Annotated in this window: 25 protein-coding genes and 1 riboswitch; of the genes, 11 read left to right on the plus strand and 14 right to left on the minus strand. The window is 72.5% G+C overall.

Annotated features, from left to right (window positions below; all coding sequences use genetic code 11):
- Positions 1-46 precede the first annotated feature (46 nt).
- A complete protein-coding gene (locus tag Mam01_RS16095; RefSeq protein WP_239101345.1) occupies positions 47-1609 on the minus strand; it encodes an FAD-dependent monooxygenase in 1563 nt (520 codons plus the stop codon).
- 90 nt (positions 1610-1699) lie between these two features.
- Between Mam01_RS16095 and Mam01_RS16100 the strand changes: the two genes are divergently transcribed.
- Together Mam01_RS16100 and Mam01_RS16105 are read left to right on the plus strand one after the other, a co-directional pair.
- Complete coding sequence (locus Mam01_RS16100) at positions 1700-2353, plus strand: TetR/AcrR family transcriptional regulator (protein WP_239101346.1); 654 nt, start codon at positions 1700-1702, stop codon at positions 2351-2353.
- Between the two features lie 153 nt (positions 2354-2506).
- Positions 2507-3091, plus strand: coding sequence for a dihydrofolate reductase family protein (locus Mam01_RS16105; RefSeq protein ID WP_204286131.1), 585 nt, complete (start codon positions 2507-2509; stop codon positions 3089-3091).
- Positions 3092-3169: 78 nt separating this feature from the next.
- Here Mam01_RS16105 and Mam01_RS16110 read toward each other — a convergent pair whose 3' ends face one another.
- Positions 3170-4246, minus strand: coding sequence for an RNA polymerase subunit sigma-70 (locus Mam01_RS16110; RefSeq protein ID WP_204286132.1), 1077 nt, complete (start codon positions 4244-4246; stop codon positions 3170-3172).
- Between the two features lie 165 nt (positions 4247-4411).
- Here Mam01_RS16110 and Mam01_RS16115 point away from each other — a divergent pair, with 165 nt between their 5' ends.
- Together Mam01_RS16115 and Mam01_RS36695 are read left to right on the plus strand one after the other, a co-directional pair.
- Positions 4412-4756 (plus strand): ArsR/SmtB family transcription factor, encoded by a 345-nt coding sequence (locus Mam01_RS16115; RefSeq protein ID WP_204286133.1) that lies wholly within the window; start codon positions 4412-4414, stop codon positions 4754-4756.
- Positions 4753-5850 (plus strand): SRPBCC domain-containing protein, encoded by a 1098-nt coding sequence (locus tag Mam01_RS36695; RefSeq protein ID WP_239101347.1) that lies wholly within the window; start codon positions 4753-4755, stop codon positions 5848-5850. The genes Mam01_RS16115 and Mam01_RS36695 overlap by 4 nt, the downstream gene beginning before the upstream one ends.
- Here the strand turns inward: Mam01_RS36695 and Mam01_RS16130 are convergent.
- Together Mam01_RS16130 and Mam01_RS16135 are read right to left on the minus strand one after the other, a co-directional pair.
- Complete coding sequence (locus tag Mam01_RS16130; protein ID WP_204286134.1) at positions 5843-7000, minus strand: FAD-dependent monooxygenase; 1158 nt, start codon at positions 6998-7000, stop codon at positions 5843-5845. The genes Mam01_RS36695 and Mam01_RS16130 overlap by 8 nt on opposite strands.
- The gene (locus Mam01_RS16135; RefSeq protein ID WP_204286135.1) at positions 6997-7452 is read right to left on the minus strand and encodes a GbsR/MarR family transcriptional regulator; all 456 of its coding nucleotides are present in this window, start codon (positions 7450-7452) and stop codon (positions 6997-6999) included. The genes Mam01_RS16130 and Mam01_RS16135 overlap by 4 nt, the downstream gene beginning before the upstream one ends.
- Before the next feature lie 177 nt (positions 7453-7629).
- Here Mam01_RS16135 and Mam01_RS16140 point away from each other — a divergent pair, with 177 nt between their 5' ends.
- Complete coding sequence (locus tag Mam01_RS16140) at positions 7630-8265, plus strand: TetR/AcrR family transcriptional regulator (RefSeq protein ID WP_239101348.1); 636 nt, start codon at positions 7630-7632, stop codon at positions 8263-8265.
- On the opposite strand, the gene Mam01_RS16145 is transcribed toward Mam01_RS16140, so the two are convergent.
- Positions 8208-9008, minus strand: a complete 801-nt coding sequence (locus Mam01_RS16145; protein ID WP_204286136.1) for a helix-turn-helix domain-containing protein — start codon at positions 9006-9008, stop codon at positions 8208-8210. The genes Mam01_RS16140 and Mam01_RS16145 overlap by 58 nt on opposite strands.
- An 87-nt stretch (positions 9009-9095) precedes the next feature.
- On the opposite strand from Mam01_RS16145, the gene Mam01_RS16150 reads away from it, so the two are divergent.
- Positions 9096-9500, plus strand: a complete 405-nt coding sequence (locus tag Mam01_RS16150) for a nuclear transport factor 2 family protein (RefSeq protein ID WP_204286137.1) — start codon at positions 9096-9098, stop codon at positions 9498-9500.
- An 89-nt stretch (positions 9501-9589) separates the two neighbouring features.
- Here Mam01_RS16150 and Mam01_RS16155 read toward each other — a convergent pair whose 3' ends face one another.
- From Mam01_RS16155 to Mam01_RS16170, 4 genes are all read right to left on the minus strand, one after another.
- The gene (locus Mam01_RS16155; protein ID WP_204286138.1) at positions 9590-10270 is read right to left on the minus strand and encodes a CHAP domain-containing protein; all 681 of its coding nucleotides are present in this window, start codon (positions 10268-10270) and stop codon (positions 9590-9592) included.
- A gap of 13 nt (positions 10271-10283) precedes the next feature.
- Positions 10284-10418, minus strand: a riboswitch (cyclic di-AMP (ydaO/yuaA leader).
- A gap of 693 nt (positions 10419-11111) precedes the next feature.
- Complete coding sequence (locus tag Mam01_RS16160) at positions 11112-12320, minus strand: hypothetical protein (RefSeq protein ID WP_204286139.1); 1209 nt, start codon at positions 12318-12320, stop codon at positions 11112-11114.
- 496 nt (positions 12321-12816) lie between these two features.
- The gene (locus tag Mam01_RS16165) at positions 12817-14019 is read right to left on the minus strand and encodes a sensor histidine kinase (RefSeq protein ID WP_239101349.1); all 1203 of its coding nucleotides are present in this window, start codon (positions 14017-14019) and stop codon (positions 12817-12819) included.
- Positions 14016-14669 carry a response regulator transcription factor gene (locus Mam01_RS16170; protein ID WP_204286140.1) on the minus strand — a complete coding sequence of 218 codons (654 nt, stop codon included), beginning with the start codon at positions 14667-14669 and terminating at the stop codon, positions 14016-14018. Before Mam01_RS16170 ends, Mam01_RS16165 begins: the two co-directional genes overlap by 4 nt.
- A gap of 162 nt (positions 14670-14831) precedes the next feature.
- Between Mam01_RS16170 and Mam01_RS16175 the strand changes: the two genes are divergently transcribed.
- Genes Mam01_RS16175 through Mam01_RS16190 form a run of 4 tightly spaced genes read left to right on the plus strand, consistent with a single transcriptional unit; the run spans position 14832 to position 18512 of the window.
- Positions 14832-15425: a hypothetical protein gene (locus Mam01_RS16175; protein WP_204286141.1), complete on the plus strand. Its 594-nt coding sequence runs from the start codon at positions 14832-14834 to the stop codon at positions 15423-15425.
- A complete protein-coding gene (locus tag Mam01_RS16180) occupies positions 15422-16534 on the plus strand; it encodes an efflux RND transporter periplasmic adaptor subunit (protein ID WP_239101350.1) in 1113 nt (370 codons plus the stop codon). Before Mam01_RS16175 ends, Mam01_RS16180 begins: the two co-directional genes overlap by 4 nt.
- Positions 16531-17295: an ABC transporter ATP-binding protein gene (locus Mam01_RS16185; protein WP_204286142.1), complete on the plus strand. Its 765-nt coding sequence runs from the start codon at positions 16531-16533 to the stop codon at positions 17293-17295. The genes Mam01_RS16180 and Mam01_RS16185 overlap by 4 nt, the downstream gene beginning before the upstream one ends.
- Positions 17292-18512 carry an ABC transporter permease gene (locus Mam01_RS16190; RefSeq protein ID WP_204286143.1) on the plus strand — a complete coding sequence of 407 codons (1221 nt, stop codon included), beginning with the start codon at positions 17292-17294 and terminating at the stop codon, positions 18510-18512. Before Mam01_RS16185 ends, Mam01_RS16190 begins: the two co-directional genes overlap by 4 nt.
- Positions 18513-18521: 9 nt before the next feature.
- Here Mam01_RS16190 and Mam01_RS16195 read toward each other — a convergent pair whose 3' ends face one another.
- The 4 genes from Mam01_RS16195 to Mam01_RS16210 form a co-directional block, all read right to left on the minus strand.
- Positions 18522-19874: a serine hydrolase domain-containing protein gene (locus tag Mam01_RS16195; RefSeq protein ID WP_204286144.1), complete on the minus strand. Its 1353-nt coding sequence runs from the start codon at positions 19872-19874 to the stop codon at positions 18522-18524.
- Positions 19875-20058: 184 nt separating this feature from the next.
- Complete coding sequence (locus tag Mam01_RS16200) at positions 20059-20250, minus strand: hypothetical protein (RefSeq protein ID WP_204286145.1); 192 nt, start codon at positions 20248-20250, stop codon at positions 20059-20061.
- Positions 20251-20420: 170 nt separating this feature from the next.
- Entirely contained in the window at positions 20421-21818 is a 1398-nt protein-coding gene (locus tag Mam01_RS16205; protein ID WP_204286146.1) for an MFS transporter, read from the minus strand.
- Positions 21815-22495, minus strand: a complete 681-nt coding sequence (locus tag Mam01_RS16210; RefSeq protein WP_204286147.1) for an ArsR/SmtB family transcription factor — start codon at positions 22493-22495, stop codon at positions 21815-21817. Before Mam01_RS16210 ends, Mam01_RS16205 begins: the two co-directional genes overlap by 4 nt.
- 108 nt (positions 22496-22603) lie before the next feature.
- Between Mam01_RS16210 and recD2 the strand changes: the two genes are divergently transcribed.
- Complete coding sequence (gene recD2, locus Mam01_RS16215; RefSeq protein WP_204286148.1) at positions 22604-24865, plus strand: SF1B family DNA helicase RecD2; 2262 nt, start codon at positions 22604-22606, stop codon at positions 24863-24865.
- 34 nt (positions 24866-24899) lie between these two features.
- Here recD2 and Mam01_RS16220 read toward each other — a convergent pair whose 3' ends face one another.
- A complete protein-coding gene (locus Mam01_RS16220; RefSeq protein WP_204286149.1) occupies positions 24900-25991 on the minus strand; it encodes a hypothetical protein in 1092 nt (363 codons plus the stop codon).
- Between the last annotated feature and the right edge of the window lie 39 nt (positions 25992-26030).

Consider the following 26030-nt stretch of genomic DNA (forward strand, 5'->3'; position numbering starts at 1 on the left):
ACTCGGCTCCCGCCCCGCGACGGGCGGGGGCCGTCCGTTTGACCGGTCAGGTGTGGGCGGGGGTGATGACTCCGAACCACCGCTGCATGGCTGCCCGAAGTGCTTCGATCTCGGTGGGACCGGGCCGGGGCGACGCGGATGCCCAGGCCACGTAGCCGTCCGGTCGAAGGAGCAGGGCGGTGGGGGTGGGGATGCGGGAGCGCGCCGTGACGACATCGACGTGGTCGTGCCGCAGGGCGGGTGCGTCTGCCAGCGAAGCCTCTTCGGTCAGGTCGAGCAGCAGAGGGCGCGCGTTTCTGGTCAGCTCGGCCAGGCGGACCGGTCCAGCCGGGGTGTCCAGGTCCAGGTCCGGGGCGAACCGGCCGGTCAACGGGTGCGCCTCGGGTTCGCCCATGTCGTAGCGGACGTCGGCCCCGGCGAGGAGGTCGGCCAGGCGCTGTACGGTGCTTCGGTCGCCGAGCAGTTCGGTGAACACCGTGCGCAGTCCGGTGACATCGCTGCCGGGGGCTATCAAGGCCGATTGCGCCTGCGCGTTCAGCACCATGCGCTCGGCGGCCGATCGCCGCTCCGTCTCGTAGCTGTCCAGCAGCCCGGCCGGGGCGTTTCCGCGGATCTCGGCGGCGAGTTTCCAGCCCAGATTCACCGCGTCCTGCAGGCCGAGGTTGAGCCCCGGACCGCCTCCCGTGGCGGCGTACACGTGCGCGGCGTCACCGATCAGGAACACCCGGCCGTCGGCGAACCGTTCGGCGATCCGGGTGTTGCCGCCGGTCAGCCGGCGCAGCACGTGCGGCCCCGCTCCGTCGGGCGGATCGAGCGGCACGTCGACGCCGAGCACGCGGCGGATGCTCGCCCGCAGTTCCTCCAGGCTCATCGGCGCGTCGGTCGCGGGTGTGTCCCACTCGGTGGTGCTGATGAGCGGCGGGTGGCCCGGCAACGGCGCGTAGGAGAACCCGCCGTGTTCGGTGCGGTGGGGCAGGAACGGAAAGACAGCGCCGTGGCCGGGCACGTTCAGCGCGCCGGTCGCGGGATCGACCCATTCCGCCGGGACCGTCGCGTGCGCCGAGAGCACGGTCATCCGGTCGTAGGTGACGCCGGGGAACGCGATGCCGGAGAGCTTGCGCGTGGTGCTGTGGGCTCCGTCCGCGCCGACGAGGTACCGGGCCCGCAACTGGTAGGCCCCGCCCGGGCCCGCGACGTCGATGGTCACCCCGTCGTCGTCCTGCGACAGGCCGGCGAGCTCGTGTCCCCGGCGGATCTCCACGCCCAGTTCGACGGCGCGCTCCTGCAGGACCTGCACGATGCGTCGCTGTGGCACCGGCAGGGCATGGACGGGGCTGTCCTCCAGCAGGCTGAGGTCCAGGCCCATCGCGCCGAACATGAAGTATCCGGAGTTCGGCTGCGGAGGGTGCGGGCTGCCACTGAGACGTTCATGCAGTCCCCGGTGGTCGAGCACTCTCACGACCTGGCCGAGCAGTCCGTTCGCCTTCGGTTCTTCGCTGGGCTCGATCAGCCGCTCCAGCACGACCGGCCGGGCCCCTGCCAGGCTCAGTTCGCACGCCAGCATCAGCCCGTTCGGGCCACCACCGGCGACGACGACATCTGTGATCACGTGTTTCTCCTTGGGGTGAGGAGGCCAGGCTAGGGCTTAAAGTTGCGCATGCGCAAATTTGCGTGCGCGCAACTAGACTATGCTGAGACGGTGACGACGAGACGGACGGGGTTGCGCGAGCAGAAGAAGCAGGCCACCCGGGAGGCGTTGCGCGCGGCGGCTCTCCGGCTGGCTCTTGAGCGCGGGCCGGACAACGTGCGCGTCGATGACATCGCCGAGGCCGCCGGCGTCTCACCGAGGACGTACAACAACTACTTCTCCAGCCGCGAACAGGCGATCGTCGCCGCCGTGGCCGGCGAACGAGAGACCCGAGTCGCGGCGGCGGTGATCGACCGGCCCGACGGCGTCGGCCTCGCCGACGCCGTCGTCGAGGCCGTCGTGGATCAGTACACCGCCTCGGACGCGCCCGGCCAGGAGGCGCTGCTGCTGATCACCACCCGTCCCGCGCTGCGCGACGCGTTCATCGACACCACCACCGCGATCGAACGTCCCCTCACCGAGGCCATCGCCGAGCGTCTCGGGGATGGCGACCCGCACACCGCACGGGTGCTCGCGGCGAGCGTGACCGCCGCGGTCCGCGTGGCGATCGAGCAGTGGCTGCAGACGACCGTCTCGTCCTTCACGGCCGGCGGGCTCGTCGTGCCGTCCGGCTCGCTGCCGGACCTCCTGCGCGCCACGCTCGCACCCCTCACACCCGCACTCGACGCCGCGGAGCAACGAGCACTCCGCCACCGGCATCGGTGAGATCGAGATCCGGTCGGTGGTGCTCGTGCCCGCCGAGTACGCCGCGCCGAGCCGGGAACGCGAGGACTGTCCGCGGACGCGGATCGCGCACCGATGAGGTTTCCGCGCCGCGCCCGTCTGTACGTGTGAGATCGACTCACGGAAGGCTGCACGATGCGGAAACTGATCTTCGCCATGAACGTGACCCTGGACGGCTACATCGCCGCGACCGGCGACGACATCGGCTGGAGTGGGGACGAGGGACCGGACTCGTCGCCGAGGGCCGAGCTGTTCCAGTGGTGGCTCGACCGGGAGCGGGCGAACGAGATGCTCCTGTACGGGCGCAAGCTTTGGGAGACGATGAGCCCCTACTGGCCGACCGGCGACCAGCGGCCCGACGCCACCCCGGCGGAGATCGAATACGCGCGGAACTGGCGGGACACCCCGAAGGTGGTGTTCTCGTCGACGATCGACACGGTCGACTGGAACACCCGCCTGGTCACCGGCGACGCGGTCGCCGAGATCACCCGGCTCAAGGCCGGGGACGGCGGCCCGATGGGCATCGGCGGCGCGACGCTCGCCGGGGCGGCCATGCGGGCCGGGCTGATCGACGAGTACGCGCTGGTCACCAGGCCGGTCCTGGTGGGCGGCGGCACGCCGTTCTTCACCGCGCTGGACAGCTGGGTGAACCTGAACCTGGTCGAGACGCGGACGTTTCCCGGTGGCGTGGTGCTGACCCGATATGAGACGAGGCGATGAGCACGGGCCAGGCCCCGCCGGCAACGCCGGCGGGGCGGCGTTCGCGTCGCCGCGTCGGTGTTCAACCCGCCGGGGTGCTCATTCGGCGGTGACCGCGGTGACGGCGGCCCGTGCGCCGGACTCGTCGACGATGGGGCCTTCGCCTGACGACAGCGTCGGGGGCAGGCCCAGCCATGGTTTGCCGGTCGCGTCGAATCCGGTGAGCTCGGCGAGCTTCCCGTCGACGATGTGCAGGACCGCGATGGCGAACAGCCGGTGTTCCGGGTCGCCGGGGGTGCGGAGGTACAGCGCGGCGGCAGGCATGCGGTTGACCGTCGTGGCGACGCAGCGCCAGTCGTCGTGGCCGCGCTGGAAGAGCCCGCCGCAGACCCAGCCGTCCACCGCGTCCTTGGCCGTGACGGTCACGGTGCCCGGCTCGGGCAGCATCGCGAAGCGCAGGTCGTCGAGCAGCAGGGCCGTCAGCCCGTCGAGGTCGTTGCGCTCATGGGCGTTCATATACGACTTCACCACGCCGCGCTCGTCATCCGACAGCTCGTGCGTGGCAGGGCTCCGCCAGTCGAGGCGGCGGTCGGGCAGCTGCTCGCGTATCGTCACGCGCGCCCGCTGCAGTGCGCTGGTCACCGACGCGACGGTCAGCTCGAGGGCGTCGGCGGCCTTCGACGCCGGCCAGCCGAGGACGTCGCGCAGGACGAACACCGCCCGCTGCCGCGGCGGCAGGTGCTGGACGGCGACGATGAACGCCAGCTCGATCGTCTCCCGCGCCACCACCGATTCCTGCGGGTCCTCCGGGAGCATCCGGTCCGGGTAGGGCTGCAGGTAGCGCACTTCCGAGTCCGCGCCCGGCAGTCCGGCGGGCACGGGTGTGCGGTCGTTGCGCTTCTCCAGGAAGTCGAGGCAGGCGTTCGTCGCGATCCGGTACAGCCAGGTCCGTAGCGCGGCATGGCCCTTGAACGACTCCCGCTTGTTCCATGCCCGCAGGAACGTCTCCTGCGTCATGTCCTGGGCGTCCTCGTAGTTCGCGAGCATCCGGTAGCAGTGCACCTGCAGCTCACGCCGGTAGCGCTCGGTGACGAGCGCGAACTGTGCCGCGTCGTTCGAGCGGGCCGCCGCGATGAACGCGGCCTCGTCGCCGGCTGGCGGTCTGGCGTCGGTCATGGTCGTCAATCCTTCCGCGGGTGGCGAGGGGCTACCAGAACCGACGACGCGGCGGAGGATTTCCGATCGGTGAAACCGCTACCGGTCTACCGGAACCCCTTGCCGCGGCGGCAGCTCCGTGCCTATAGTCAACACATCGGTTGATAAAGAGGTTGGTTGATAAAGATGACGGTTAATGAGGCGGAGGACCGCCTGGACAGGGCGTTCGCCGCGCTGGGCGACCCGGTCCGGCGCGCGCTGATCGCCCGGCTGTCGCGGGGCGAGGCGACCGTGAACGAGCTCGCCGAGCCGTTCCCGATCACCAAGCAGGCCGTCTCGCGGCACATCCAGGTGCTGGAGGCGGCCGGGCTGATCACGCGGAGCCGTGACGGCCAGCGCCGCCCGTGTCGTCTCAATCCGGCGGCGCTCGAGGAGCTGACGAGCTGGATCGACACCTACCGGCTGACCCGCGAGGGGCAGTTCCGGCGCCTCGACGACGTACTCGGCGAGATAGGGGAGCAGGAATCATGATCGAGAACCCGACCACCATCACGGCCCAGCCCGGCAGCCCGTTCATCGAGGTCGTCCGCGACTTCGACGCGCCGCCCGCGCGGCTCTTCCGCGCGTACACCGACCCCGAGCTGGTCACCCGCTGGCTCGGTCCGCGGGACGTCGAGATGCGCCTCGTCGAGTACGACGCGCGCCCGGGCGGGACATACCGCTACGTGCACCGCGACACCGAGGGCGGCGAGCACGTCTTCCACGGCGTCTTCCACACCGTCACCCCCGGCGAGCGGATCATCCAGACCTTCGAGTACGAGGGCACGCCCGGTGTCGTCAGCCTCGACTCCGCGACGTTCGAGGATCTCGGCGGACGTACCCGGCTGTGGTCCCGTTCCGTGTTCCCGACCGTCGAGGCGCGGGACGCCATGATCGCCGGCGGGATGGAACGCGGCGTCGCCGACTCGATGGACCGCCTCGGCGAGCTGGTCCACGACCAGGGCGAGGACCGCCCGGAGGCCGGACCGGTCGTCCTGGACATCACGATGTCGCTGGACGGGTACGTCACCGCGCCGGGCGCCGGCCCCGATCACGGCCTGGGGGTGGGCGGTGAGATCCTGCACGCCTGGGTGACGGACGAGCGGACGCCGCGCGACGCGGAGATCCTCCACAGGTCCTTCGTCGACACCGGAGCCGTCATCATGGGCCGGCGCACCTTCGACGTCGTCGACGGGCCGAACGGATGGGGCGACGAGGTCGGCTACGGCCACGACCAGGACCAGGCCGTCGCCCCGCCCGTCTTCGTCGTCACCCACTCGAGGCCCGAGAAGGTGCGGCTGCGCGACCGGTTCCGCTTCGTCACCGACGGCCTCGACAGCGCCGTGGACAAGGCGCGCGCCGCCGCCGGGGGCAAGGACGTCGTGATCATGGGAGGCGGCGCGATCGCGGACCAGCTCCTGCGCGCCGGCCTGGTGGACATCCTCCGGATCCACCTCGCTCCCCTCATCCTCGGCGGCGGCACGTCGCTGTTCCCCGAGGGCATGCCCGAGTCCCTGCGGCTGGAGCCGCTCGGCTCCGTGTCCACCCCGGCCGCCGAGCACCTGACCTACCGTGTGATCAAGTGAGGGAAGGGTGCAGGGCCGTGGGTGTCCAGTCCCACAGGGGACCGAGCGCGCGCGGCGCGAGGCGCGCCCACAACGTCGAGGGCGTGACCCGGAGGGCGAGAACGGCCAGGGCATGGCTGATCGGCCCGGCGTCGATCATCTGATGCCCGGCCTGGCGGGCGCCGCGGGCGACGGCCTGGGTGCGGGGGCGGCGCCGGGCGTCGTAGGCGTCCAGCGCCGCGGGCACGGAGGCTCCGGCGGCGAGGGCGGCGGCCAGGACGACCGCGTCTTCGATCGACTGGCCGGCGCCCTGACCGCGATCGGGGCTCATGGCGTGGGCGGCGTCGCCGAGCAGGGCGATCCGGCCGCTGGTGTAGGCGGGCAGGTCGGGCAGCTCGTGGATGTCGATGTGGCGGACCTGCTCGGACGGTGTGGCCTCCAGGAGGGCGGGGATCGGGTCGTGCCAGCCGGAGACGCGCCGCCGCACCTGCTCCGGTTCGTCGTCGAAGCGGACGCCGGGCCGGTCGGCGGCAGTGCCCAGAGCCCAGTAGACCTGGCTCGGCGCGACGGGGTGGATGAGGAAGTAGCGGCCGCGGCCCAGGGTGATGCTGCCGCTCACCGGGATGGAGGTGCCGGCCAGGCCGAGCCAGGCGGTGTAGCCGAGGAAGCGCGGGGCGGGGGCATGCGGCCACAGCAGGCGGCGGGTGAGGCTGTGGATGCCGTCGGCGCCGACGACCAGGTCGGCCTCCCGCCGGCCGGTGGTGCAGGTGACGGTCACCTTCCCGGAGTCCTGGGCCAGGCCGGTGACCTCGACGCCGGTGTGCACCACGTCCTCGGGCAGCGCCTGCAGGAGCAGCCGGTGCAGGGCGGCGCGCCGGAAGGCGCGCAGCGGTGGTCTCCCGCCGGCGGGGGCGCGCATCAGGTGGCGGCCCGAGGGCAGGCGCATGGCGTGGGTGGCCCAGGTCGGCATGCTCGCCGCCTCGGCCTGGTCGGCCAGGCCGAGTTCGGCGAGGGCGCGCATCGCGTTGGGCGACTGCGACAGGCCGGCGCCCACCTCCCCGAAGGCGGGCACGCGCTCCAGCACGTCCACCCGCCAGCCGATGCGGCGCAGGGCGACGGCGGCGGCCAGGCCGCCGATGCCACCCCCGATCACGATCGCGTGGCCGGTCACCGGTCCTCCTCGCCGAGCGGCGGAGCCTGTTCGAACACCCTGGCCATCCATGCGAAGGTGGCGTGCGCCTGACGGACGCGAGCGGCCCGTTCGGCGTCGGGGCCGACGAGATCGAGGCCCCGGCGGGTGATGTCGAGGAACGAGGCGATCCCCGCCACCTGCTGCCGCACCACCGCCTGCCAGGCGTCGTCGGCCATCCGGTAGTACATGGTGCGGTCGCCCGGCCGGGTCCTCCAGGTGAGGAATCCCATGCCGGTCAGCAACCGCAGGTTCATGGTCAACGACGCGCGGCTGGCGCCGATGGCGGCGCTGATCTGCCCGGCCGACTGCTCCGGCGGATCGCAGACCATCAGCCAGCCCAGGATCCGCCCGGCGATCGGCGGCACGCCGTCGCGGGCCAGGTGCATGGCGACCTGCTCGGCCCATTCCAGCAGTCGCTCGTCGTCGGCCACTGAGACTCCCTGATTTCGTGAGTTTCAGTATGAAGTAAAACTCATGTACGCAGCAAGACGGCAAGCTGCCATGGTGCCGTCTCCTCGCCTTCCGGTACGCCGAGTACCTTGCCGGTTCGCTAACCTTCCGACCAGATCCGCAGGTAAGGTACGGGCGGTTGTGCGGCGGGAAGGCTCGTGGTGAACGACTCGGGCAAACCTCCGGGGGCGGGGCGGACGCGGCGGCGCGGCGCCTCCCTGGAGGAGGCGATCCTGCGCGCCGCGGTGGACGAGATGCTCGAATCCGGATACGCCGGGCTGACCATGGACAAGGTCGCCGCCCGCGCCGGCACCAACAAGAACGCCATCTACCGCCGCTGGCCCAGCCGTCTCGCACTCGGCGTCGCCGCCTACCGGCGACTGGTCACGGCGGTCCAGCCGCCCGACACCGGGGACCTGCGCGGCGACGTCCTGGAGATGCTGCGCGGGGCCAACCGCCACTGGAGCTCCCCCCTCGGCGCGATCCTGCGCGAGCTGATGTCGGCCGCCGGCGGCGCGCGGGAGTTCCTCACGCAGCTGCCGGAGCAGTCGGGCGACGCCGCGGCCGCCGCGTGGCTGACCGTCCTGGGCCGGGCGGTCGCGCGCGGCGAGGCGTCCCCCGAGGCGCTCCATCCCCGGGTCGCCACGGTGGCCGTCGTCCTGCTGCGCAACGAGTTCGTGGTGCGCGGGGTGCCCACCGCGCCCGACGACGTCCTCGTCGAGATCGTCGACGAGGTCTACCTGCCGCTGGTGCGCGGCCGCGGGTCGGCTCCGGCGCAGGACGTGGTGAAGTAGGCGGCGCTCTCGGCGTCCGACGGGTAGTACGACTCGATCGCGATCTCGTCGAGGGTGATGTCCGTCGGGGTGCCGAACGTCGTGGTGGTCGAGAACAGTCGCAGTTCCCGTTCACCGAAGCGGAAGATCATCGGGACGGCGATCTCGGACCCGATCGCGGGGCTCGCGTCCTCGGAGCCGGGTGCCAGGAGTTCCTCGTACAGGGCGGTGAGCTCGGGGTCGGGAGCCGTGGCGAGCTGACGTCCGATACGGGTACGCAGGAGCGAGCGCACCTCGGCCAGGTTGACGATCCGGTGAGCGAGCCCGCGCGGGTCCAGTCCCAGCCGCACCATGTTGACCGGCGGCCGTAGCAGGTCGGGGGCGACGTCCGCGAGGAACGGGTCGATGGCGCGATTGGTCATCACGATGTTCCATCGGCGGTCGATGACCAGCGCCGGGTACGGCTCGTGTGCGCGCAGCACGCGTGCGATCGCGTCCCAGGCCGCCGACAGGGCGTCCCCGTCGAGCGGCCGCTCGGCGTAGCGGGGCGCGAAGCCGGCGGCGAGCAACAGCACGTTGCGCTCACGCAACGGCACGTCGAGCTGGTCGGCGAGCCGGAGGACCATGTCGGCGCTCGGGTTGGACCTGCCGGTCTCCACCAGGCTGACGTGCCGGGCCGAGACGTCGGCGGCGATCGCGAGATCGAGCTGGCTGAGCCGCCGGCGATGCCGCCACTCCCGTAACAGTTCCCCGACCGTGCGCATGACCGCCGATGCTACTCATCGTGGCGCTGCGCGCCATGAAATGGGAGTTCATCGACACCGTCGCGAGCGGCGGAGACACTGCGTCCCGTGACTACGCGGAACACGACCACCGACAACAAGAGCATCGTCCAGCGGGCGCTGACGGCACTGGTCGCCACGGGCGACGTCGACGCGCTCGCGCCGTTGCTGAGCGACGACTTCGCCCATCACCGGCCGGATTCGACCTCGAAGACCAAGACGGAATGGCTCGCCGCCGTACGCGTCGCGCTCGTCCCGCTCGCGGGCATGCGGGTCGAGATCCTGCACGTGCTGGCCGATGGTGATCACGTCGTGATGCACTCGCGGCGCCGGCTGCCCGGCGCCGGGCCGGGGATCGCGGTCGTCGACATCTGGCGGCTCGACGACGGGCTGATCGCCGAGGCGTGGGAGATCATCGAGCCGGTGGCCCAGGCGACGGCCAATCTGACGTGGTGGGAATCGGCTGATCAGTGAGCCCCGGGACGCCGGAGGCGGTGTCCTGACCGACGAAGCCCGGGCCGGGGATCGGGAACCATGGTTCGCGATCCCCGGCCCGGGTGTCGTCAGGAGGCGAGCTCGGCGGGGTAAACCGGGTAGCCGTACCCGGCGACCTGCCAGGCGGGGCGGGTGCGGGCCTCGACGGCGCCGTTGCCGGTGTTGCCCTCGACGGTGCGGATGGTGCCGTCGCCGTTGTCCCTGACGACGAAGCCGACGTGCTGGATGTCGCCGATCTTCTTGCTGCCGCTCCAGCTGAAGAACACCACGGCTCCGGGCTTGGGCGTACGGCCCCAGCGGCCGTGGTCGGCGAACCAGCGGGCGTGCTCCACGGTGTAGGCGTCGGAACCCATCACCGGCTGGATGCCGAGCTGCTCGCCCACCCAGGAGACGAACATGTCGCACCAGGGGGCGTTCTCGTATTCCTGCAGCGCCCCGCCGTCGCGCGCCAGGGTCTCGCGGGCGCGCGGGCTGGTCATGTACCACTCCTGGAACTTGGTCCCGCCACCGGCGGAGTTCTCGCTGATGCCGACCTGGCTCGCGGCCAGCTTGATGACGTCCTGGGGGCCGACCTTGGGCAGCCGGGCAGCGATCTCGGTCAGGGACGGCGCGGCCGCGGCCGCTGCGGCCGGGCCCTTGCCGGAGACCGGGTTGTCCGCCGCCTGCGCGGCGGGCGAGGCGATCGCCACGGCCGAGGCGAGGACTCCGCCGGCGAGGGCCGTGCGCAGACAGGTCGTGAGGGCGTGCATGATGGGCGGACTCCCTTTGCTTCCATGCCGCCGACCGGGTTAGCTGACGGGTTCGGGCTGGAAGTCGCCCTACGGCAGGTATGCCGATTCACCCCAGGAAGAGGTTGGGTCCCCGGTTCCGCTTACGCGGATTAGGCGGCCGGGCGGCAGGCCGAGATCGGCCGGCCGCGTCGGTGTGAGGTGGGCTTTCTTGACCACTGAGATGAGCAAGTGGGCCCTGAGTTGCCCAAAACGTAATAGACACGCCCAAACCAGTCAAGTGATGACAAGTCGGGTTTTACCTGGTGAGATGCCGGACGGGCGGGCGCAAAGAACGGGTTCGCCCGCCCCGCCGGGGATGCCGCGTTCCCCTTCTTCTCCTCTGCTCACACCTTTGTTCGCTCACAGCGAACGCACCTCGCTCACCTGCGGGTGGAGCCGCTCCTCATGCTGGTGAGATGGCCGGACGCCTGGGTGAAGTACAACCCGGTCCCATGATCTTCGAGGTGAGCGTTGCCATCGTCGACCGCACCAGCCGGGAGCCGCCCAAGAAGGGCGCCCAGCTGGGCGCTGCGTGACGGTCGGCGGAGACATGGCGGCGCCGAGCACGTCGCACGAGGCGGCGGCCACGCACCCCGGCGACACACCATAGCCTTGGGGATCGGCCCCAGGGCGTCGCCGCCTCTTCGCGCGGACGAGGCGGCGCGGCGCCGCCGGCTCGGTGGGGACTTCTCGATCGTCATCCGGCCGGAATCCCGATCACGCCGGCCAGGCACCGCGCCTGGCGCGGTACGCCTGCGGGGTTACGCGCGGTCACGCGAAGACGATGGTCATCTCCGACACGGCGCACCCCGGGCGGTGGTCAATCGCAGGACGGGTACGGCCATGGGCCGTTCAGGTAGTCGAACATGGCGTTCCAGCTGTAGTACCAGTCCTCCGTGTCGGATTGGCACGCGATGAAGTTGTAACCGAAACTGCCCGAGTCGTCGTCGGGGTAATTGGTGAAGAGCGTGCTGTGGAAGACCAGAAACCATTTCGCTCTATTGCCGTTGTGCGCCCAGCACAGGGCTTTCAGGGTCTGGTCGCCCATGATGCCGGCCTCCTCCAGGTGTTGGAGAGCCGGCCATATCTCAGTCAGATCCCTGGGACGGTCCCAGCCGGAGATGGGCAGAAAATCTCCGCTGTTCGGTTCGAGAACGACGACCCGGTTTCCCGCGGTGAGCCAGTAGTAGCCGTTGCCGTCGGTCGTGGCGCAGGAGATTCCGTTGGCCCAGTGGTCTTTCTCTTCCTGACCGAAGTCTCCGCCGTCGATCCGGCCGAGCCCCGCCCAGGTCTCTGTCAGTCTCGACGGCGACCAGGTGATAGAGGTTCCGTAGCCGTCCGTTCTCGCGCAGTATGGGCCGTTGAACAGCCACCACATCCCGGTGCGGGGGACGAAGGTGCACGTGTCGAGCCCGCTGTCGAACTCCGCATGGCCCTTGAGGCAGGGCCATCCATAGGTGCTCCTGAAATCCCGAGGGTTGACGTGCATGGAGTTGCCGTCATACTCCGTGGAGAAGTAGACGGACGACACCGAGGACTCGTCCGGATTCGAATTGGTGGCAGTGAAGGCCCAACGCTTGTTGTAGAGGTTGATGGAGTTCACGGTCCACCACCGCAGGCCGTTCACGGGGTCCGGGGGGTTCCATCCTCCCGGGGGGACGTAGCCCTCGTCCGGCTCTGGCATCACGGCAGGATCGGGGAGGTATCCCTCCAATTTGACCCTTCCGTCCGACACGGTGCCCGACACCGCCTTGATCGACTCCGCCTCGGCGTCGATATAGATACTTATCGCCTCGAAGAGCGGCGCGAGTTCTTCGATTGCCTCCATGGACGCGTTCAGGAGCTGGTCGAAGAGCTTCTCCATGCCGCCGATCCAGACGACCGCCTGTTTGCTCAGGTGAATGGTGTAGCGAAGGCCGTCCAATTCGGTATAGACGTCTCCGCTGATGTCGGCCTTCCCCGTGTCGACCCCCCGGGGGCGCGGGCGGTGCACAAGCGTTCCATCGACAGGTTGATTGGGAAGCGGCATGGCGTCTCCTTCAGGCCGTCACGGACGTGCGCTCGCCGGCGCGCGAGATACGGGAAATCACACAGCTGTCGATACATCGAGTTTATCGAGCGGTGATACGCCTGTACAAGGGTTCTGCGACGGGCGGCCGAACCTCCGCAAATTCCCACCGGGCATCCCACGCCTTGACATTTCCGCCGCTCAGAGATATGCGCTGGTTTTCCGGCGGATACTGCGGCTACCCGAGGCCCGAAAATGACGTCTTCCGGCATCGCATTACCGGCCTGATATGCACGCCCGCAACCGGCATCGCCATAAACCCGGCCCATCCCGCGATCCTCATGCGTCCCGGTAGTTCTCGCCGAAAAGACAACGCTAACCGGCGACGGCCCAGCTCATAGGCGAAATCGCGTCGCGCGGGATGCCTCCTCGTGTTCGCGCGACATCCGCATGACGGTCACGGGTGAGGGGTGCTGTCCCTTAAGGGGCCTTGGCGAGTTGGAACACTCCGGTCCCCCTACCTGGGCAGACGTACGGTGACCGTCAGGCCGCCCTCCGGCCGGGCGCGGGCGTCGGCCGTACCGCCGTGCGCGACTGCGATGGCGCGGACGATGGACAGGCCGAGCCCGGCGCCGCGGGCCGACCGGATCCGGTCGCCGCCGTGCCGCCGGAACGGCTCGAACAGGTCGCCGACCTCGTACGGCGGCACCGGCGGCCCGGTGTTCTCCACCGTCAGGCACGCCCCGGCGTCGTCCTCGCGCAGCCGGACCCAGACCTCCCCGTCCCGCACGTTGTACTTGACGGCGTTCTCCAGGAGGTTGACCAGGCAGCGTTCCAGGAAGAGCGGGTCGCCGTGCGCGACGGCCGGGCTCAGGTCCTCGTGCACCGTGACCTTCCCCCGGCGCGGGTGCGGGCCGATCTGCTCCATCGCCGTACGGACGACCTGCCGCAGGTCCACCGGCCTGCGGGTGGTGATCTCCTGCTCCGACTGCGCCAGCATGAGCAGCCCGTCGATCAGCCGCTCGTACCGGGCGGTGGCGCCCAGCAGCGCCCGGGCCAGCGCCTTGAGGTCCTCCGACGCGGCGGGCTCCTCCAGCGACACCTCCAGCACCGTGCGGTTCACCGCCAGCGGGGTGCGCAGTTCGTGGGAGGCGTTGGCGATGAAACGGCGCTGGGCGTCGAAGACCCGGTGCAGCCGGTCGAGCATCGCGTCGAAGGTGTCGGCCAGCCGCTTGACCTCGTCCTGCGGGCCGCGCAGGGCGATCCGCTCGTGCAGCGTGCTCTCCGACAGCCGCTGCGCGGTCTCGGTCACCCGGTCGAGCGGGCGCAGCGCGCGGTCGGCCACCAGGTAACCCAGCACCACCGCGACCACCCCGACGAGGATCATCACGATCAGCGACGACCGGAGCACGTCGTTCAGCACGTCGGCGGCGCCCTGCTCGACGTCGGTGCGCACGCGGCGCGCGATCACGTCGGCGCCGAGCGCGCCGCCCGGCAGGCTGTCGGCGGGCAGGGCGGCGCCGGACACCGCGGGGGTGGGGCGCCCGCCGTCGCCCACCTTGTCCACCGCCACGACGAACCGCTGGTTGAGCGCGCGGGCGGTCAGCAGGTGGGTGAACCACAGCAGCACCGAGCCCGCGACGAAGAACAGCCCGCCGTACAGCAGGGTGAGCCGTGTCCGTAGCCCCAGCCTGCGCCACACCAGCAGGCGGCGGGTCACAGGCGGTACCCCCGGCCCGGGACGTTCTCGATCACCGGGGGGTCGCCCAGCTTCCTGCGCAGCGAGGTGATGGTGACGCGCAGCACGCCCGTGCCGGCGCCGGCGTGCTCGTCCCACACGCTCGCGCGCAGCCGCGCCGAGCTGACCAGGCCGCCGCCGGCGCGCATCAGCTCGTGCAGCACGTCGAACTCGCGGCGGCCCAGCGCCACCTGCCGCCCGTCCCGGGCCACCGTACGGCGGCCCGGGTCGAGCCGGATCCCGGCGCGCTCCAGCACCGGCGGCGCGGCCCGGGGGGCGCGCCGGGCCAGCGCCCGGACCCGCGCCACCAGCTCGGCGAACACGAAGGGCTTGACCAGGTAGTCGTCGGCGCCCAGGGCCAGGCCGCCGACCCGGTCCCGCACCCGGCCCGCCGCGGTCAGCATGAGGATCCGGCTCGCGCCGCTCGCCGTGACCAGCTCCCGGCACACCTCGTCCCCGTGGACGTCGGGCAGGTCGCGGTCGAGCACCACCACGTCGTAGCCGACGTAGGAGGCCAGCTCCAGCGCCTCCCGGCCGTCGTAGGCCACGTCGACCGCGATCGCGTGCAGCCGCAGCCCGCGGGCGACGGCGTCGGCCAGTTGTTCCTCGTCCTCGACCACCAGCACCCGCATCCTCGCCTCCCGCTCGGCACCGACAGTGGCGCACGCGGTGTTAGGCCCGGATAAGCGAAGCCTCCCGGATCACCGGCGGCTCCTCCTTATCCGTGGTTAGCACCGGCTGCGCTGGAGTTGGGCCCCGTCCCGGGCGAAGGCCCCGGGGGAGGAGGAACGACCATGCGCCTGCGACCGGCACGCTCACGACCCCTGCGCCCGCGACCCGTACGGACGGGGCTGCGCCTGGCCCTCGCCACAGCTCTCGCGACGACTCTCGCGACGGCGGCAGCCTGTGGTGGCGCCCGGGGCGGCGCCTCCGACGGCGCCTCCGACGGCGACGGGATCGCCGCCGCGTCCACGGCCAGGAGCACGGCCGGGGCCACGCCGTCCGCCTCGGCGAGCACCGACCTGCGCGAGGCCCAGCTCAAGTTCGCCCAGTGCATGCGGGAACACGGCGTGGACATGCCCGACCCCGACGCCTCCGGCCGCGTCCAGATCCGCGGCCGGAAGGGGGAGGAGGCGACGACCCGCGAGGCCATGCGGGCCTGCGAGCACTTCATGAAGAACGCCGTCGGCGACCGGGCGGGCGCCGACGACCCCCGGGAACGCGACCGGATGCTCAAGTTCGCCCAGTGCATGCGCGAACACGGCATCGACATGGCCGACCCCAAGCCCGGCGAGGGGCTCCTCGTCAAGGTCAAGCCGGGCCAGGAGAAGACGATGGAAGCGGCGCAGAAGGAGTGCGAGGAGTTCGCGCCGGGGGAGCGGCCGTGACGCGCCGGGCCCTGGTGCTCGCCGGGGCGGGCGTCCTGGCGCTGGCCGCCGCGGGAACGGCCGTCGCCGTGACGGGCGGCGGCCCCGGTGGCAGGCCGGGTGGAGGTGCGGGTGGAGGTGCGGGTGGAGGCGACGGCGCGGGCGGGCCCTCCGCGCGGGCCGTCCCGGCCACCACCCCGATCACCCGGCAGGACCTGGTCGACACCAAGACCGTGGAGGGATCGCTCACCTACTCCGGGGAGCGGCACATCGTCACCGACGCCCGGGGCGTCGTGACCTGGGTGCCCGCCGAGGGGGCGGTCGTCCGCCGGGGCCGCCCGCTGCTGCGGGTCGCCCGCCGCCCGGTCGTGCTGATGTACGGCACGCTGCCGCTCTACCGTACGCTCCGGCAGGGCGTCGCCGACGGGCCGGACGTCGAGCAGCTCGAACGCAACCTGAAGGTCCTCGGCTACGGCGGCGACCTGACGGTGGACGACCACTTCAGCTACGCCACCTATCTCGCCGTCAGGCAGTGGCAGGACGACGCCGGGCTGCCGCGGACCGGGCAGGTGGACGCCTCCCAGGTGGTGTTCCTGCCCGCCGCCGCCCGGGTGACCGACGCCAGGGCCGAGGTCGGCGCCAGGACCGGCCCCGGGCAACCGGCCCTGGTCGTGTCGGGCCTGCGCCGCCTCGTCCACGTCGACCTGTCCACGAGTGACCAGGCGCTGGTGCGGAAGGGCGCCACGGTCGCGGTGGAGCTGCCCGGCGGTGAACGCGTCAAAGGCAGGGTGACCTCGGTCGGCACGGTCGCCAAGGCGGCCTCGCAGGGTGAGGGCCAGGACGAGGACAGCACCGTCGACGTGGACATCACGCTGGCCAGGACCCCGAAAACCCGGCTCGACAAGGCGCCCGTGCAGGTGGAGCTGGTCAGCGAACGCCGTCGCGACGTGCTGGCCGTGCCGGTGGAGGCGCTGCTCGCGCTGCGCGAGGGCGGCTTCGGCGTGGAGGTGGTCGAGGGCGCCGCGACCCGGATCGTGCCGGTGGAGACCGGCGCCTTCGGCGGCGGAATGGTCGAGATCACCGGCGCCGGGCTCGCCGAGGGCATGAAGGTCGGGGTGCCCGCCCCATGAACCGGCTCCCGAACGAACCCGTCCGCGCCGGCGGGCCGTACGTCGTGGAACTGCGCGAGGTGACCCGGACCTACGGCGGCGTGCGGGCGCTGCGCGGGGTGGACCTGCTCGTCGAGCAGGGCGAGCTGGTGGCCGTCGCCGGGCCGTCCGGGTCGGGAAAGTCGACCATGCTCCACCTGATCGGCACCCTCGACCGGCCCACCACCGGCACCGTGCGGATCGCCGGGCACGACGTGCCGGGGCTGTCGGACCGCGAGCTGTCCGCGTTGCGCGCCCGCCACCTGGGGTTCGTCTTCCAGCAGTTCCATCTCGCCCCGGGGGTCGCGGCGCTGGACAACGTCGCCGACGGGCTCCTCTACACGGGCGTCCCGCCGCGGGCCCGGCGCGAGAAGGCCGCCGCGGCGCTGGAACGGGTGGGCCTCGGCCACCGCCTCGGCCACCGGCCCCACCAGCTGTCGGGCGGCGAGCAGCAGCGGGTCGCGGTGGCCCGAGCGGTGGCGGGCGACCCGCCGCTGCTACTCGCCGACGAGCCGACGGGCAACCTCGACTCGGAGGCCGGGACCGAGGTGCTGGCCGTCCTGCGGGACCTGCACGCCTCCGGCACCACGATCCTGGTCATCACCCACGACGCGGAGATCGCGGCGTGGTGCCCGCGCCAGGTGCGCGTCCGCGACGGGCGGATCGCCGGCGACGACGGCCCGGGAACGGGCCGCCGAGCGCCCGGGGCCGTCCCCGCGACGGCGAAGGGAGCGTCACGATGACCGGTGAGACCACGGGCGGGACGACCGGCGGGCGGCTCGTCCCGGCCCGGCTCGGGCCGTCCGACGTCCTGCGGACCGGCGTGGCCGGGCTGCGCACCCGCCCCGCCCGCGTGATCCTGTCCGCGCTCGGCATCGCCATCGGCATCGCGACCATGATCGCAGTGCTGGGCGTCTCGGCCTCCTCCCGGGAGGAGCTGCTGCGCCGCCTCGACCGGCTCGGCACCAACCTGCTGACCGTCTCGCCGGGCCACACGCTGTTCGGCGAGCAGGCGAAGCTGCCGGAGGAGGCGCTGCGCATGGTCCGGCGCATCGGACCGGTCCGCACGGCGTCGGCGACAGGAGTGGTCGGCACGACGATCCGGCGCACCGACCGCATCCCCGAGGCGGTGACCGGCGGCATCGCCGTCCAGGCCGCCACGTCCGGCCTGCTCGCCACCCTGGAGGGCCGGGTGACCGCGGGCGCCTGGCTGAACGCCGCCACCGAGACGCGGCCCGCCGTCGTGCTCGGCGCCAAGGCCGCCGAACGCCTCGGCGTCACCCGCACCGGCGTACGGGTGTGGATGGGCGAGCGGTGGTTCACCGTCGTCGGCATCCTCGGCCCGATGCCGCTCGCCCCCGAAATCGAACGCTCGGCGCTCGTCGGCTTCCCCGCCGCCGCCGACTACCTGGGCTTCGACGGCCATCCGACGACGATCTACGAGCGGTCGACCGAGGAGTCGGTGGAGGCCGTACGGGCCGTGCTGCCGCGCACGGTCAACCCGGAGAACCCGGAGGAGGTGACGGTGAGCAGGCCCTCGGACGCGCTCGCGGCCCGGGCCGCCGCCGCGAGCGCCTTCACCGGCCTGCTGCTGGGCCTCGGCGCGGTCGCGCTGCTCGTCGGCGGGGTCGGCGTCGCCAACACCATGGTGATCTCGGTGCTGGAGCGGCGCAGGGAGATCGGCCTGCGCCGCTCGCTCGGCGCCACCCGCGGGCAGGTGCGCCTGCAGTTCCTCACCGAGTCGCTGCTGCTGTCGGCCCTCGGCGGGCTGGCGGGCACGGTGCTCGGCGGCCTGGCGACCACCGCGTACGCACTGGCGCGCGGCTGGCCGCCGGTGGTGCCGCCCTGGGCGTTCGCGGGCGCGGCCGGCGCCGCGCTGGTCATCGGCACGATCGCCGGTCTCTACCCGGCGATGCGCGCGGCCCGGCTGCCGCCGACGGCCGCGCTGTCGGCCACCTGACCGGCCGGGCTACCGCCAGCCGTCCGGGTCGACCCCGCCCGGCACCGGGGCCGCCGGGTCGTACGGCTCACGGGTGAACACGAACGTGTTGAGGTCGAGATGCGTCACGCCGCCGGGGGAACGGACCACCCGCAGCGTCTCCCCGGCGTAGTAGCCGTCGAGACCGACCCAGGTGCCGTCCGCGTCGGGCACGAACCGGGACGCCCGGCCCCGCCCGTTGACCGGGCCGAGCGACAGGCCCCGCCGCGGCAGGACCCGCAGCACGTAGGGCGTCGGGCCCCAGTACCACGGCCCGGTCAGCTCCAGCAGGTCCTCGTCCACGGGCGACGGCCGCCACTCGGCGGGCAGCGGCGGCTCGTGCTCGGCCAGGATGTCCAGCAGCGCGGTGTCGAGGGGGCGCACCCCGGCGGTGGTGTTGGCCATCCACAGCACCGCCACGCCGTCGGCGGGGTCGGCCCACACGGTGGCCAGGAAGCCGGGCATCGACCCGGTGTGCCCGGCCAGCCGCCGCGGCCCGCCGGGCCCGGTGTGCCGGGCGACCTGGAAGCCCAGGCCGTAGCCGCGGGTCCAGGTGTCGCCGTCCTCCACCGTGGCCGGCTCACGCATCTCGGCCAGCGTGGCCGGGCGCAGCACCTCGCCGGTGTCGCCGGCGACGAACGCCGCCCAGCGGGCGAGGTCGGCGGGGGTGGACCACATCTGCCCGGCGGGGGCCATGGCGCCGTGGTCGTTCTCCGGCTCGGGCAGCAGCACGTCGGCCCACGGGTGCACGGCGTATCCGGTCGCGTGCGGCGGCCTCGGCCGGGGGGTGGTGTCGCGCATGCCGAGCGGCAGCAGGATCTCCTCACGCACCACCTGCTCCCACGGCGCCGACCGCTTGCGCGCGACCAGCTCGCCGAGCAGGGCGTACCCGAGGTTGGAGTAGTGGTAGCGGCGGCCGGGCCGGTGCCGCGCGGTCTCCGGGCCGAGCGCGGCGAGCAGGTCGGCCGGCGGCGTCCCCGGCGTGCGCTCCCACCACTGACCGGGCGACTCCGCGGTCAGCCCTCCGGTGTGCGACAGCAGCTGCGCGACCGTCACGTCGCCCAGCGGGGTGCCCGGCACGTGCTTGCCGAGGGGGTCCAGCAGGTCGAGCCGGCCCTCGTCGCGCAGCCGCATGACGGCCGTCGCGACGAACGTCTTGGTGATGGAGCCGATGCGATATTGGGTGTCCGGCGTGGGCGGCTCGTCGCCGACCCGGCCGCGCCCCCCGAACCAGGCGACCTCGCCGCCCCGCACGATCGCCGCCACCAGCGACGGCACCCGTGACTCCGCCTGCTCGGCCGCCAGCTTCGCCAGCAGCGCGCGGGCCGTCCCCTCGGAAACCATGCCCCACCCCTCCCGCTCCGTGATCCGCACCAGGCTAGCGCTCCGCCGCTCCCGCGGCCTCCGCATCCGCCCAGCTCACCGGTCAGGGGGAGCGGGCGAGACGGGAGGTCCGTGGGACGGCCGGCACGCCGGATGCTCAGCTCGCGAGACGGGCGGCCCGCGGAGTCGTCAGGCCGGGGGGTGGTCAGGTGGTGAGCTCGCCCAGCAGACGGGCGATCGCGTCGGCGCACCAGCCGAGCAGCCGCCCGCCGGCGGCCACCACCGCCCCCGCCGCGTCCGGGTTCTTGCCGGCCACGACGATGACCAGCGGGAGCACCAGGATGAGAACGCCCAGCTTCCTCGGCCATGTCGCCCTGCCGGGCCTGTCGGTCCGCATGGCTCCTCCTTCCGCCGTCACAGCGGTACGACCTCAGCATCCGTCCGGGCCGGACCGCCGTCAGGGTCCGAGGGTCACGGGCCGCGAGGACCAAGGCCACCGCCGCGCGTCCGTCCGGAGGCCCGGCCGGGACCGGCCTCCGGGGGCCGCGCACAACGCCGCGCCGCGGATCACCCGCCCCGGGACGCCGCGGGCTCGGAGAGCGGGCCGGGTTCACGCTCCCGGAAGCCACGCCCGCGCGTGCGGTCCATCTCGCGCCACTCGGGGCGCAGCCCGGCCAGGTTGGTGGTCAGGAAGTAGGCCGCGCCGCCGGCCAGCAGCACCGGTGCGAGGCCGAAGGCGGCCACCGCGGCCCCGGCGACCAGCCCGCCGAGGGGGATCCCGGCCCACGCCAGCGCGTCGCCCAGCCCGTTGACCCGCCCCAGCAGGGCGCGCGGCACCCGCTCGAACGCGATCGCGCCCAGGATCGGGTTGAGGAAGCCGGACCCGAACCCCCCGACGGCGAACACCGCGACCACCGCCCACATGGGCGCGTCGGCGGCGAGGACGAGGAACCTCGGCGCGCCGACCAGCAGGAACCCGGTGAAGAACACCGCCCGGCGCGGCAGCCGGTGCGCGGCGCCCGCGGCGAGCAGGCTCCCCGCGATCGCCGTCGCGCCCAGCACGCCGTTGCTCAGGCCGATGGCGGCCGGGCCGTTTCCGGACCGCTCGGCCCACACGGGCAGGAGCACCGTGTTCAGCGCCGCGTCGAGCAGGTTGGTGATGCCCACCATGACGATGACGGCCAGCAGCAGCGGTTCGCCGCGCAGGAAGACGAAGCCCTCGCCGAGACGCCGCCAGTATCCCGGCTCTCCGGGCGAGGCATCCCCCGGCGGGCGTCCCGGGCTCACGGCCGGGGCCGGCCGCCCCATGCCCCGCGGCAGCGCCAACGCGACGAGCAGCGCGGCGAGCGCGAAACACGCCGCGTTGACGACGAGACCGGTCAGGGGGCCCAGCAGCGCCACGAGGATCCCGCCGGCGGGCAGGCCGAGGGTCGACGACAGCCGTTCGGTCACGCCCGACAGTCCGGTGGCCCGCTCCAGCGGCACCCGGCCGCGCTCGGCCGCCTCCGGCACCATCACGTGCTTGGCGAGGTCGCCGGGGCCGCGCGCCGCGCCGACCACCGCGACCACGGCCAGCAGCAGCGGGAAGGACAACAGGCCGAGGGCGTGCAGCAGGGGTACGGCGGCGACGGCGGCCGCGCTGAGCAGGTCGGTGCTCGAGGAGATCCGCCGCGGGCCGGCCCGGTCCACCAGCGGCCCGGCCAGCGCCTTGACCACCACGTAGGGGGTCATCTCGCAGAACGCCACCAGGCCCGTCTGGGTGGCGCTGCCGGTGGTGACGAGCACGAACCACGGCAGCGCGACGGTCGAGACCCGGGTGCCGGTCAGCGCCACCGCCGTGGCCGCGAGCAGCCCGGTCAGCGCCCGCGCTCCCCGCTCCCGGGAGGACCCGCCCGGGCCGGTGCCGGGTTCGGCCACAGGTCCGGTCGCGGGCCCGGTCGCGGGTCCGGTCGCCGGGGCCGTCATGACGAGCCCCCGCCGTCGGGGTCGTGGTCCGGATCGTCGTCCGGATCGGGCCCAGGGTCCGCGCCGGGGTCGGGGGCGTCCAGTTCGGGCAGGATGTAGGAGATCAGCCCCACCCGCTCGGCGCCCTCCGGGGCGATGGCCGCCTCCTCGGGGACGTCACGGCGGTATCGGGCGATGACGTCGTGCAGTTCGTCCCGCAGCCGTACGGTCTCCCCGGGGGTGAGCCGCAGCGCCCAGCTGCTCATGTCGGCGGCGCTCCGCCACGGGCGGGGCATCGTCTGGAACTCGTTCACCGCCCGCTGCACGCGCAGGGTGTAGGCGGCGGCGACGGACTGCAGGTAGGCCAGCGCGACCTCGGGTTCCCGCTCGACCAGGTCGATGCCCTCGAAATACGTCGACCGGTGGACCGAGCGCCACCAGCGCTCCCGCGCGTTGCCGCGCCCGGCGTCCTCCTCGACGAAGCCCGCGGCGGCCAGTTGCCGCAGGTGGTAGCTCGCGGTGCCGGAGTTGACGCCCAGCCGCTCGGCGAGCCGGGTGGCGGTCGACGGTCCGTGCTTGCGCAGCAGGCCGATCAGCTGCACGCGTACGGGATGCGCCAGGGCGCGCAGGCCCTTGGCGTCCAGGACGACCACGTCGGGGTTGCCCGGGGTGTAGGGCGAGGACGGTGAGTCGGACATGCTCCCACCCTAAACCGCAAAGATTTCTTCGCAAAGGGTTCTTCGCGAAGAACTCTTTGCGGTCCTGCTCGGCGCGCACGGGCGAGGGCGTGGGGGAGAATGCCACCCATGACCACCGCGGGTCCCGAAGGCAGGCCGCCCGGCGTCCAGCTCGACGCCGTGCTGGAGCGGATCACCTATGCCAACGAGGAGACCGGGTACACGATCGCCAGGGTCGCCACCGAGCGGTCGGGCACCGAGCTGCTGACCGTGGTCGGGCCGCTGCTCGGGGCGCAGGTCGGCGAGTCGCTGCGGCTCACCGGCCGCTGGGGCTCCCACCCCAGGTACGGCAGGCAGTTCGAGGTCTGGTCGTACACCACGGTGCTCCCGGCGACCATCCAGGGCATCCAGCGCTACCTGGGCTCGGGCCTGATCAAGGGCATCGGCCCGAAGATGGCCGAGCGGATCGTGGACCACTTCGGCACCGACACCCTGCGGGTGATCGAGGAGGAGCCCAAGCGGCTGGTCGAGGTGCCCGGGCTCGGCCCCAAGCGGACCAAGATGATCGCCGCCGCCTGGGAGGAACAGAAGATCATCAAAGAGGTGATGATCTTTCTGCAGGGCGTCGGGGTGTCCACCTCCATCGCGGTGCGCATCTTCAAGCAGTATGGCGAGGACTCCATCGAGGTGGTCCGCAAGGAGCCCTACCGACTCGCCGACGACGTGTGGGGCATCGGGTTCAAGACGGCCGACACGATCGCCCAGGCCGTCGGCATCCCCCACGACAGCCCCGAGCGGGTCAAGGCCGGGCTGCGTTACACGCTGTCGCAGGGCGCCGACGACGGCCACTGCTTCCTGCCCGCCCCCAACCTCGTGGCCGACGCCGTGAAGATCCTGGAGGTGCCGGCCGCCCTGGCCGGGACCTGCCTGGAGGAACTGGTCGCCGAGGAGGGGGTGGTCCGCGAGGAGATCCCGGCCCGGGGGAGCGGCGAAGGCGACAGGAAAGGCGACGCCGGGGACGGCGACGTCACCGTCCCGGCGGTCTACCTCGTGCCCTTCCACCGCGCCGAGCTGTCGCTGGCCGGCACGCTGCGCGGCCTGCTGGCCTCGTCGCACGACCGGCTCAGGGCGTTCGCGGACGTCGACTGGCCCGCCGCCCTCGACTGGCTGCGCGGCCGCACCGGCGCCGACCTCGCCCCCGAGCAGGCCCAGGCCGTACGGCTCGCGCTGACCGAGAAGGTCGCGGTGCTGACCGGCGGCCCCGGCTGCGGCAAGAGCTTCACCGTCCGCTCGGTGGTGACGCTCGCGCGGGCCAAGCGCGCCAAGGTCATCCTCGCCGCCCCGACCGGGCGGGCGGCCAAGCGGCTGGCGGAGCTCACCGGGCACGAGGCCACCACCGTGCACCGGCTGCTCCAGTTGCGGCCCGGCGGGGACGCCACCTTCGACCGCGACAACCCCCTCGACGCCGACCTGGTGGTGGTGGACGAGGCGTCGATGCTCGACCTGCTGCTGGCCAACAAGCTGGCCAAGGCGGTCGCCCCGGGCGCGCACCTGCTGTTCGTCGGCGACGTCGACCAGCTTCCCTCCGTCGGCGCCGGCGAGGTGCTGCGCGACCTGCTCGCCGCCCCCGACGTCCCCCGGGTGCGGCTGACCCAGATCTTCCGCCAGGCGCAGGAGTCCGGCGTGGTCGTCAACGCCCACCGCGTCAACACCGGGCAGCACCCCCTCGTGCGGGAGTTCCCCGACTTCTTCCTGTTCCCCTGCGAGGAGCCCGAGGAGATCGCCGCGCTGACCGTGGACGTGGTCGCCCGCCGCATCCCGAAGAAGTTCGGGCTGAACCCCCGCAGGGACGTGCAGGTCCTGGCGCCGATGCACCGCGGCGCGGCCGGGGCGGGCGCGCTCAACATCGCCCTGCAGGAGGCGCTGACCCCCGCCCGCGAGGGCATGCCCGAGCGCCGGTACGGCGGCCGCGTCTTCCGCGTCGGCGACAAGGTCACCCAGTTGCGCAACAACTACGACAAGGGCGCGGCCGGGGTGTTCAACGGCACCGTGGGCGTGGTCACCGCCATCACCCCCGAGGAGAGCAAGCTGACCGTGCTCACCGACGAGGACGAGAACGTCGACTACTCCTTCGACGAGCTGGACGAGCTGGCGCACGCCTACGCCGTCAGCATCCATCGCTCCCAGGGCAGCGAGTATCCCGCCGTGGTCATCCCGCTGGCCACCAGCGCCTGGATGATGCTGCAGCGCAACCTGCTCTACACCGCCATCACCCGGGCCAAGAAGCTCGTGGTCGTCGTGGGGTCACGGCGGGCGCTCGGCCAGGCGGTCCGCACGCGGGGGGCGGGCCGCCGGCACACGGGGCTCACCCACCGCCTCCGCGTGCCGTGACCCGCCCCCCGGTCGTGCCAGTGCTCCGGTTCTGTCAGTACTTCGAGGTGTAGGTCACCAGGGACGGCTGGCCGACCGCCGTGGTGCCGTTGTAGCAGACCACGTCACGGACGTAGACGTCCGAGCCCGAGGTGGTCCACAGCGTGAGCAGGTTGCAGAAGGCCGGCCCCGGCCCGTACGCCGTGACCTGCACGTTGTTGGGCAGCAACCCGACCTTGGGGAAGGTCACCAGGCGCATGCCGGTCCCGGCCGACTGCACCGTGTTGACCGCGCCCGGGTAGTTGAAGTTGATCCCGGCGGGCAGCGGCGCGTACGGACCGGGGTTGGCCGGGGTGTTGTCGAAGGTGTAGGCGAAGTACTTCGGCGGCGCGAACGCCCCGGTGATGGCCCGCTCGCGCTGGTAGGTGAGGGTCCAGCCGGTGTCGAGCGGCGTGGTGGTCGCGTCGTGGCAGAGCACCTGGAACTTCTGCCCCGTCGCCGCCCAGCTCCAGGCGCCCACCTTGCACCGCGCCGGCACGCCGGAGTCGACCGCGGTGACCTGCACGTTCCCTGCCTGCGTGGACGAGCCGAGGCCGGGCATCCAGACGGTCCAGGTCCCGGTGGAGGTGTGGGTCACGGTGTTCACCGCGAGCGCCGAGTTGTAGTGGGAGGCGATGGACGAGCCGTTCCAGAAGACGTAGCCGTACGCCTGCGTCGCCGAGGTGAGTGCTCCGCTGCTGCTGGCGAAGACGATGGAGAACAACGCCTTCGCCGGGCCCCCGCCGAACCGGTAGCACCGCACGGCCACGATCTCGTCGGTGCCGGCCATACCCCACTTCTCGATCTGGCACCACTCGGCCGACTGCGTGATCGCGGTCACGTGCGCGATCCCGCCCGAGGGGATCCCGATCCCCGGGAACCGCACGAAGTACTCGCCGGGGACCCCCGGGGTGACGGTCACCGACCCGGACGTCCAGCTGCCCGCCTGGTAGGACAGGTTCGGGACGCCGGAGCTGGTGTTGACGTAGGCGAATCCCCACACGTCGGGAACGGCCGCGGAGGCGGCGCCCGCCGCTGCGGTCGTCCCCCCGGCGACCATCGCAACCATGACCAGTAGTCGGATGACCACGGTTCGTAACAGGCGCATGCCGTCCTCCATCGCGGTGGTGCCCAGTGGGCGTGCGAG

Source organism: Microbispora amethystogenes, from assembly GCF_016863015.1.
In the GTDB taxonomy this organism is placed as follows: domain Bacteria; phylum Actinomycetota; class Actinomycetes; order Streptosporangiales; family Streptosporangiaceae; genus Microbispora; species Microbispora amethystogenes.

Coding starts and splice junctions, on each gene's coding strand:
- Mam01_RS16195 (WP_204286144.1), bottom strand. CDS start 19,874: ATGGTTTCCGAGGGGACGGCCCGCGCGCTGCTGGCGAAGCTGGCGGCC.
- Mam01_RS16170 (WP_204286140.1), bottom strand. CDS start 14,669: ATGCGGGTGCTGGTGGTCGAGGACGAGGAACAACTGGCCGACGCCGTC.
- Mam01_RS16110 (WP_204286132.1), bottom strand. CDS start 4,246: ATGACCGACGCCAGACCGCCAGCCGGCGACGAGGCCGCGTTCATCGCG.
- Mam01_RS16105 (WP_204286131.1), top strand. CDS start 2,507: ATGCGGAAACTGATCTTCGCCATGAACGTGACCCTGGACGGCTACATC.
- Mam01_RS16185 (WP_204286142.1), top strand. CDS start 16,531: ATGAACCGGCTCCCGAACGAACCCGTCCGCGCCGGCGGGCCGTACGTC.
- Mam01_RS16200 (WP_204286145.1), bottom strand. CDS start 20,250: ATGCGGACCGACAGGCCCGGCAGGGCGACATGGCCGAGGAAGCTGGGC.
- Mam01_RS36695 (WP_239101347.1), top strand. CDS start 4,753: ATGATCGAGAACCCGACCACCATCACGGCCCAGCCCGGCAGCCCGTTC.
- Mam01_RS16190 (WP_204286143.1), top strand. CDS start 17,292: ATGACCGGTGAGACCACGGGCGGGACGACCGGCGGGCGGCTCGTCCCG.
- Mam01_RS16220 (WP_204286149.1), bottom strand. CDS start 25,991: ATGCGCCTGTTACGAACCGTGGTCATCCGACTACTGGTCATGGTTGCG.
- Mam01_RS16155 (WP_204286138.1), bottom strand. CDS start 10,270: ATGCACGCCCTCACGACCTGTCTGCGCACGGCCCTCGCCGGCGGAGTC.
- Mam01_RS16145 (WP_204286136.1), bottom strand. CDS start 9,008: ATGCGCACGGTCGGGGAACTGTTACGGGAGTGGCGGCATCGCCGGCGG.
- Mam01_RS16160 (WP_204286139.1), bottom strand. CDS start 12,320: ATGCCGCTTCCCAATCAACCTGTCGATGGAACGCTTGTGCACCGCCCG.
- Mam01_RS16205 (WP_204286146.1), bottom strand. CDS start 21,818: ATGACGGCCCCGGCGACCGGACCCGCGACCGGGCCCGCGACCGGACCT.
- Mam01_RS16175 (WP_204286141.1), top strand. CDS start 14,832: ATGCGCCTGCGACCGGCACGCTCACGACCCCTGCGCCCGCGACCCGTA.
- Mam01_RS16210 (WP_204286147.1), bottom strand. CDS start 22,495: ATGTCCGACTCACCGTCCTCGCCCTACACCCCGGGCAACCCCGACGTG.
- Mam01_RS16115 (WP_204286133.1), top strand. CDS start 4,412: ATGACGGTTAATGAGGCGGAGGACCGCCTGGACAGGGCGTTCGCCGCG.
- recD2 (WP_204286148.1), top strand. CDS start 22,604: ATGACCACCGCGGGTCCCGAAGGCAGGCCGCCCGGCGTCCAGCTCGAC.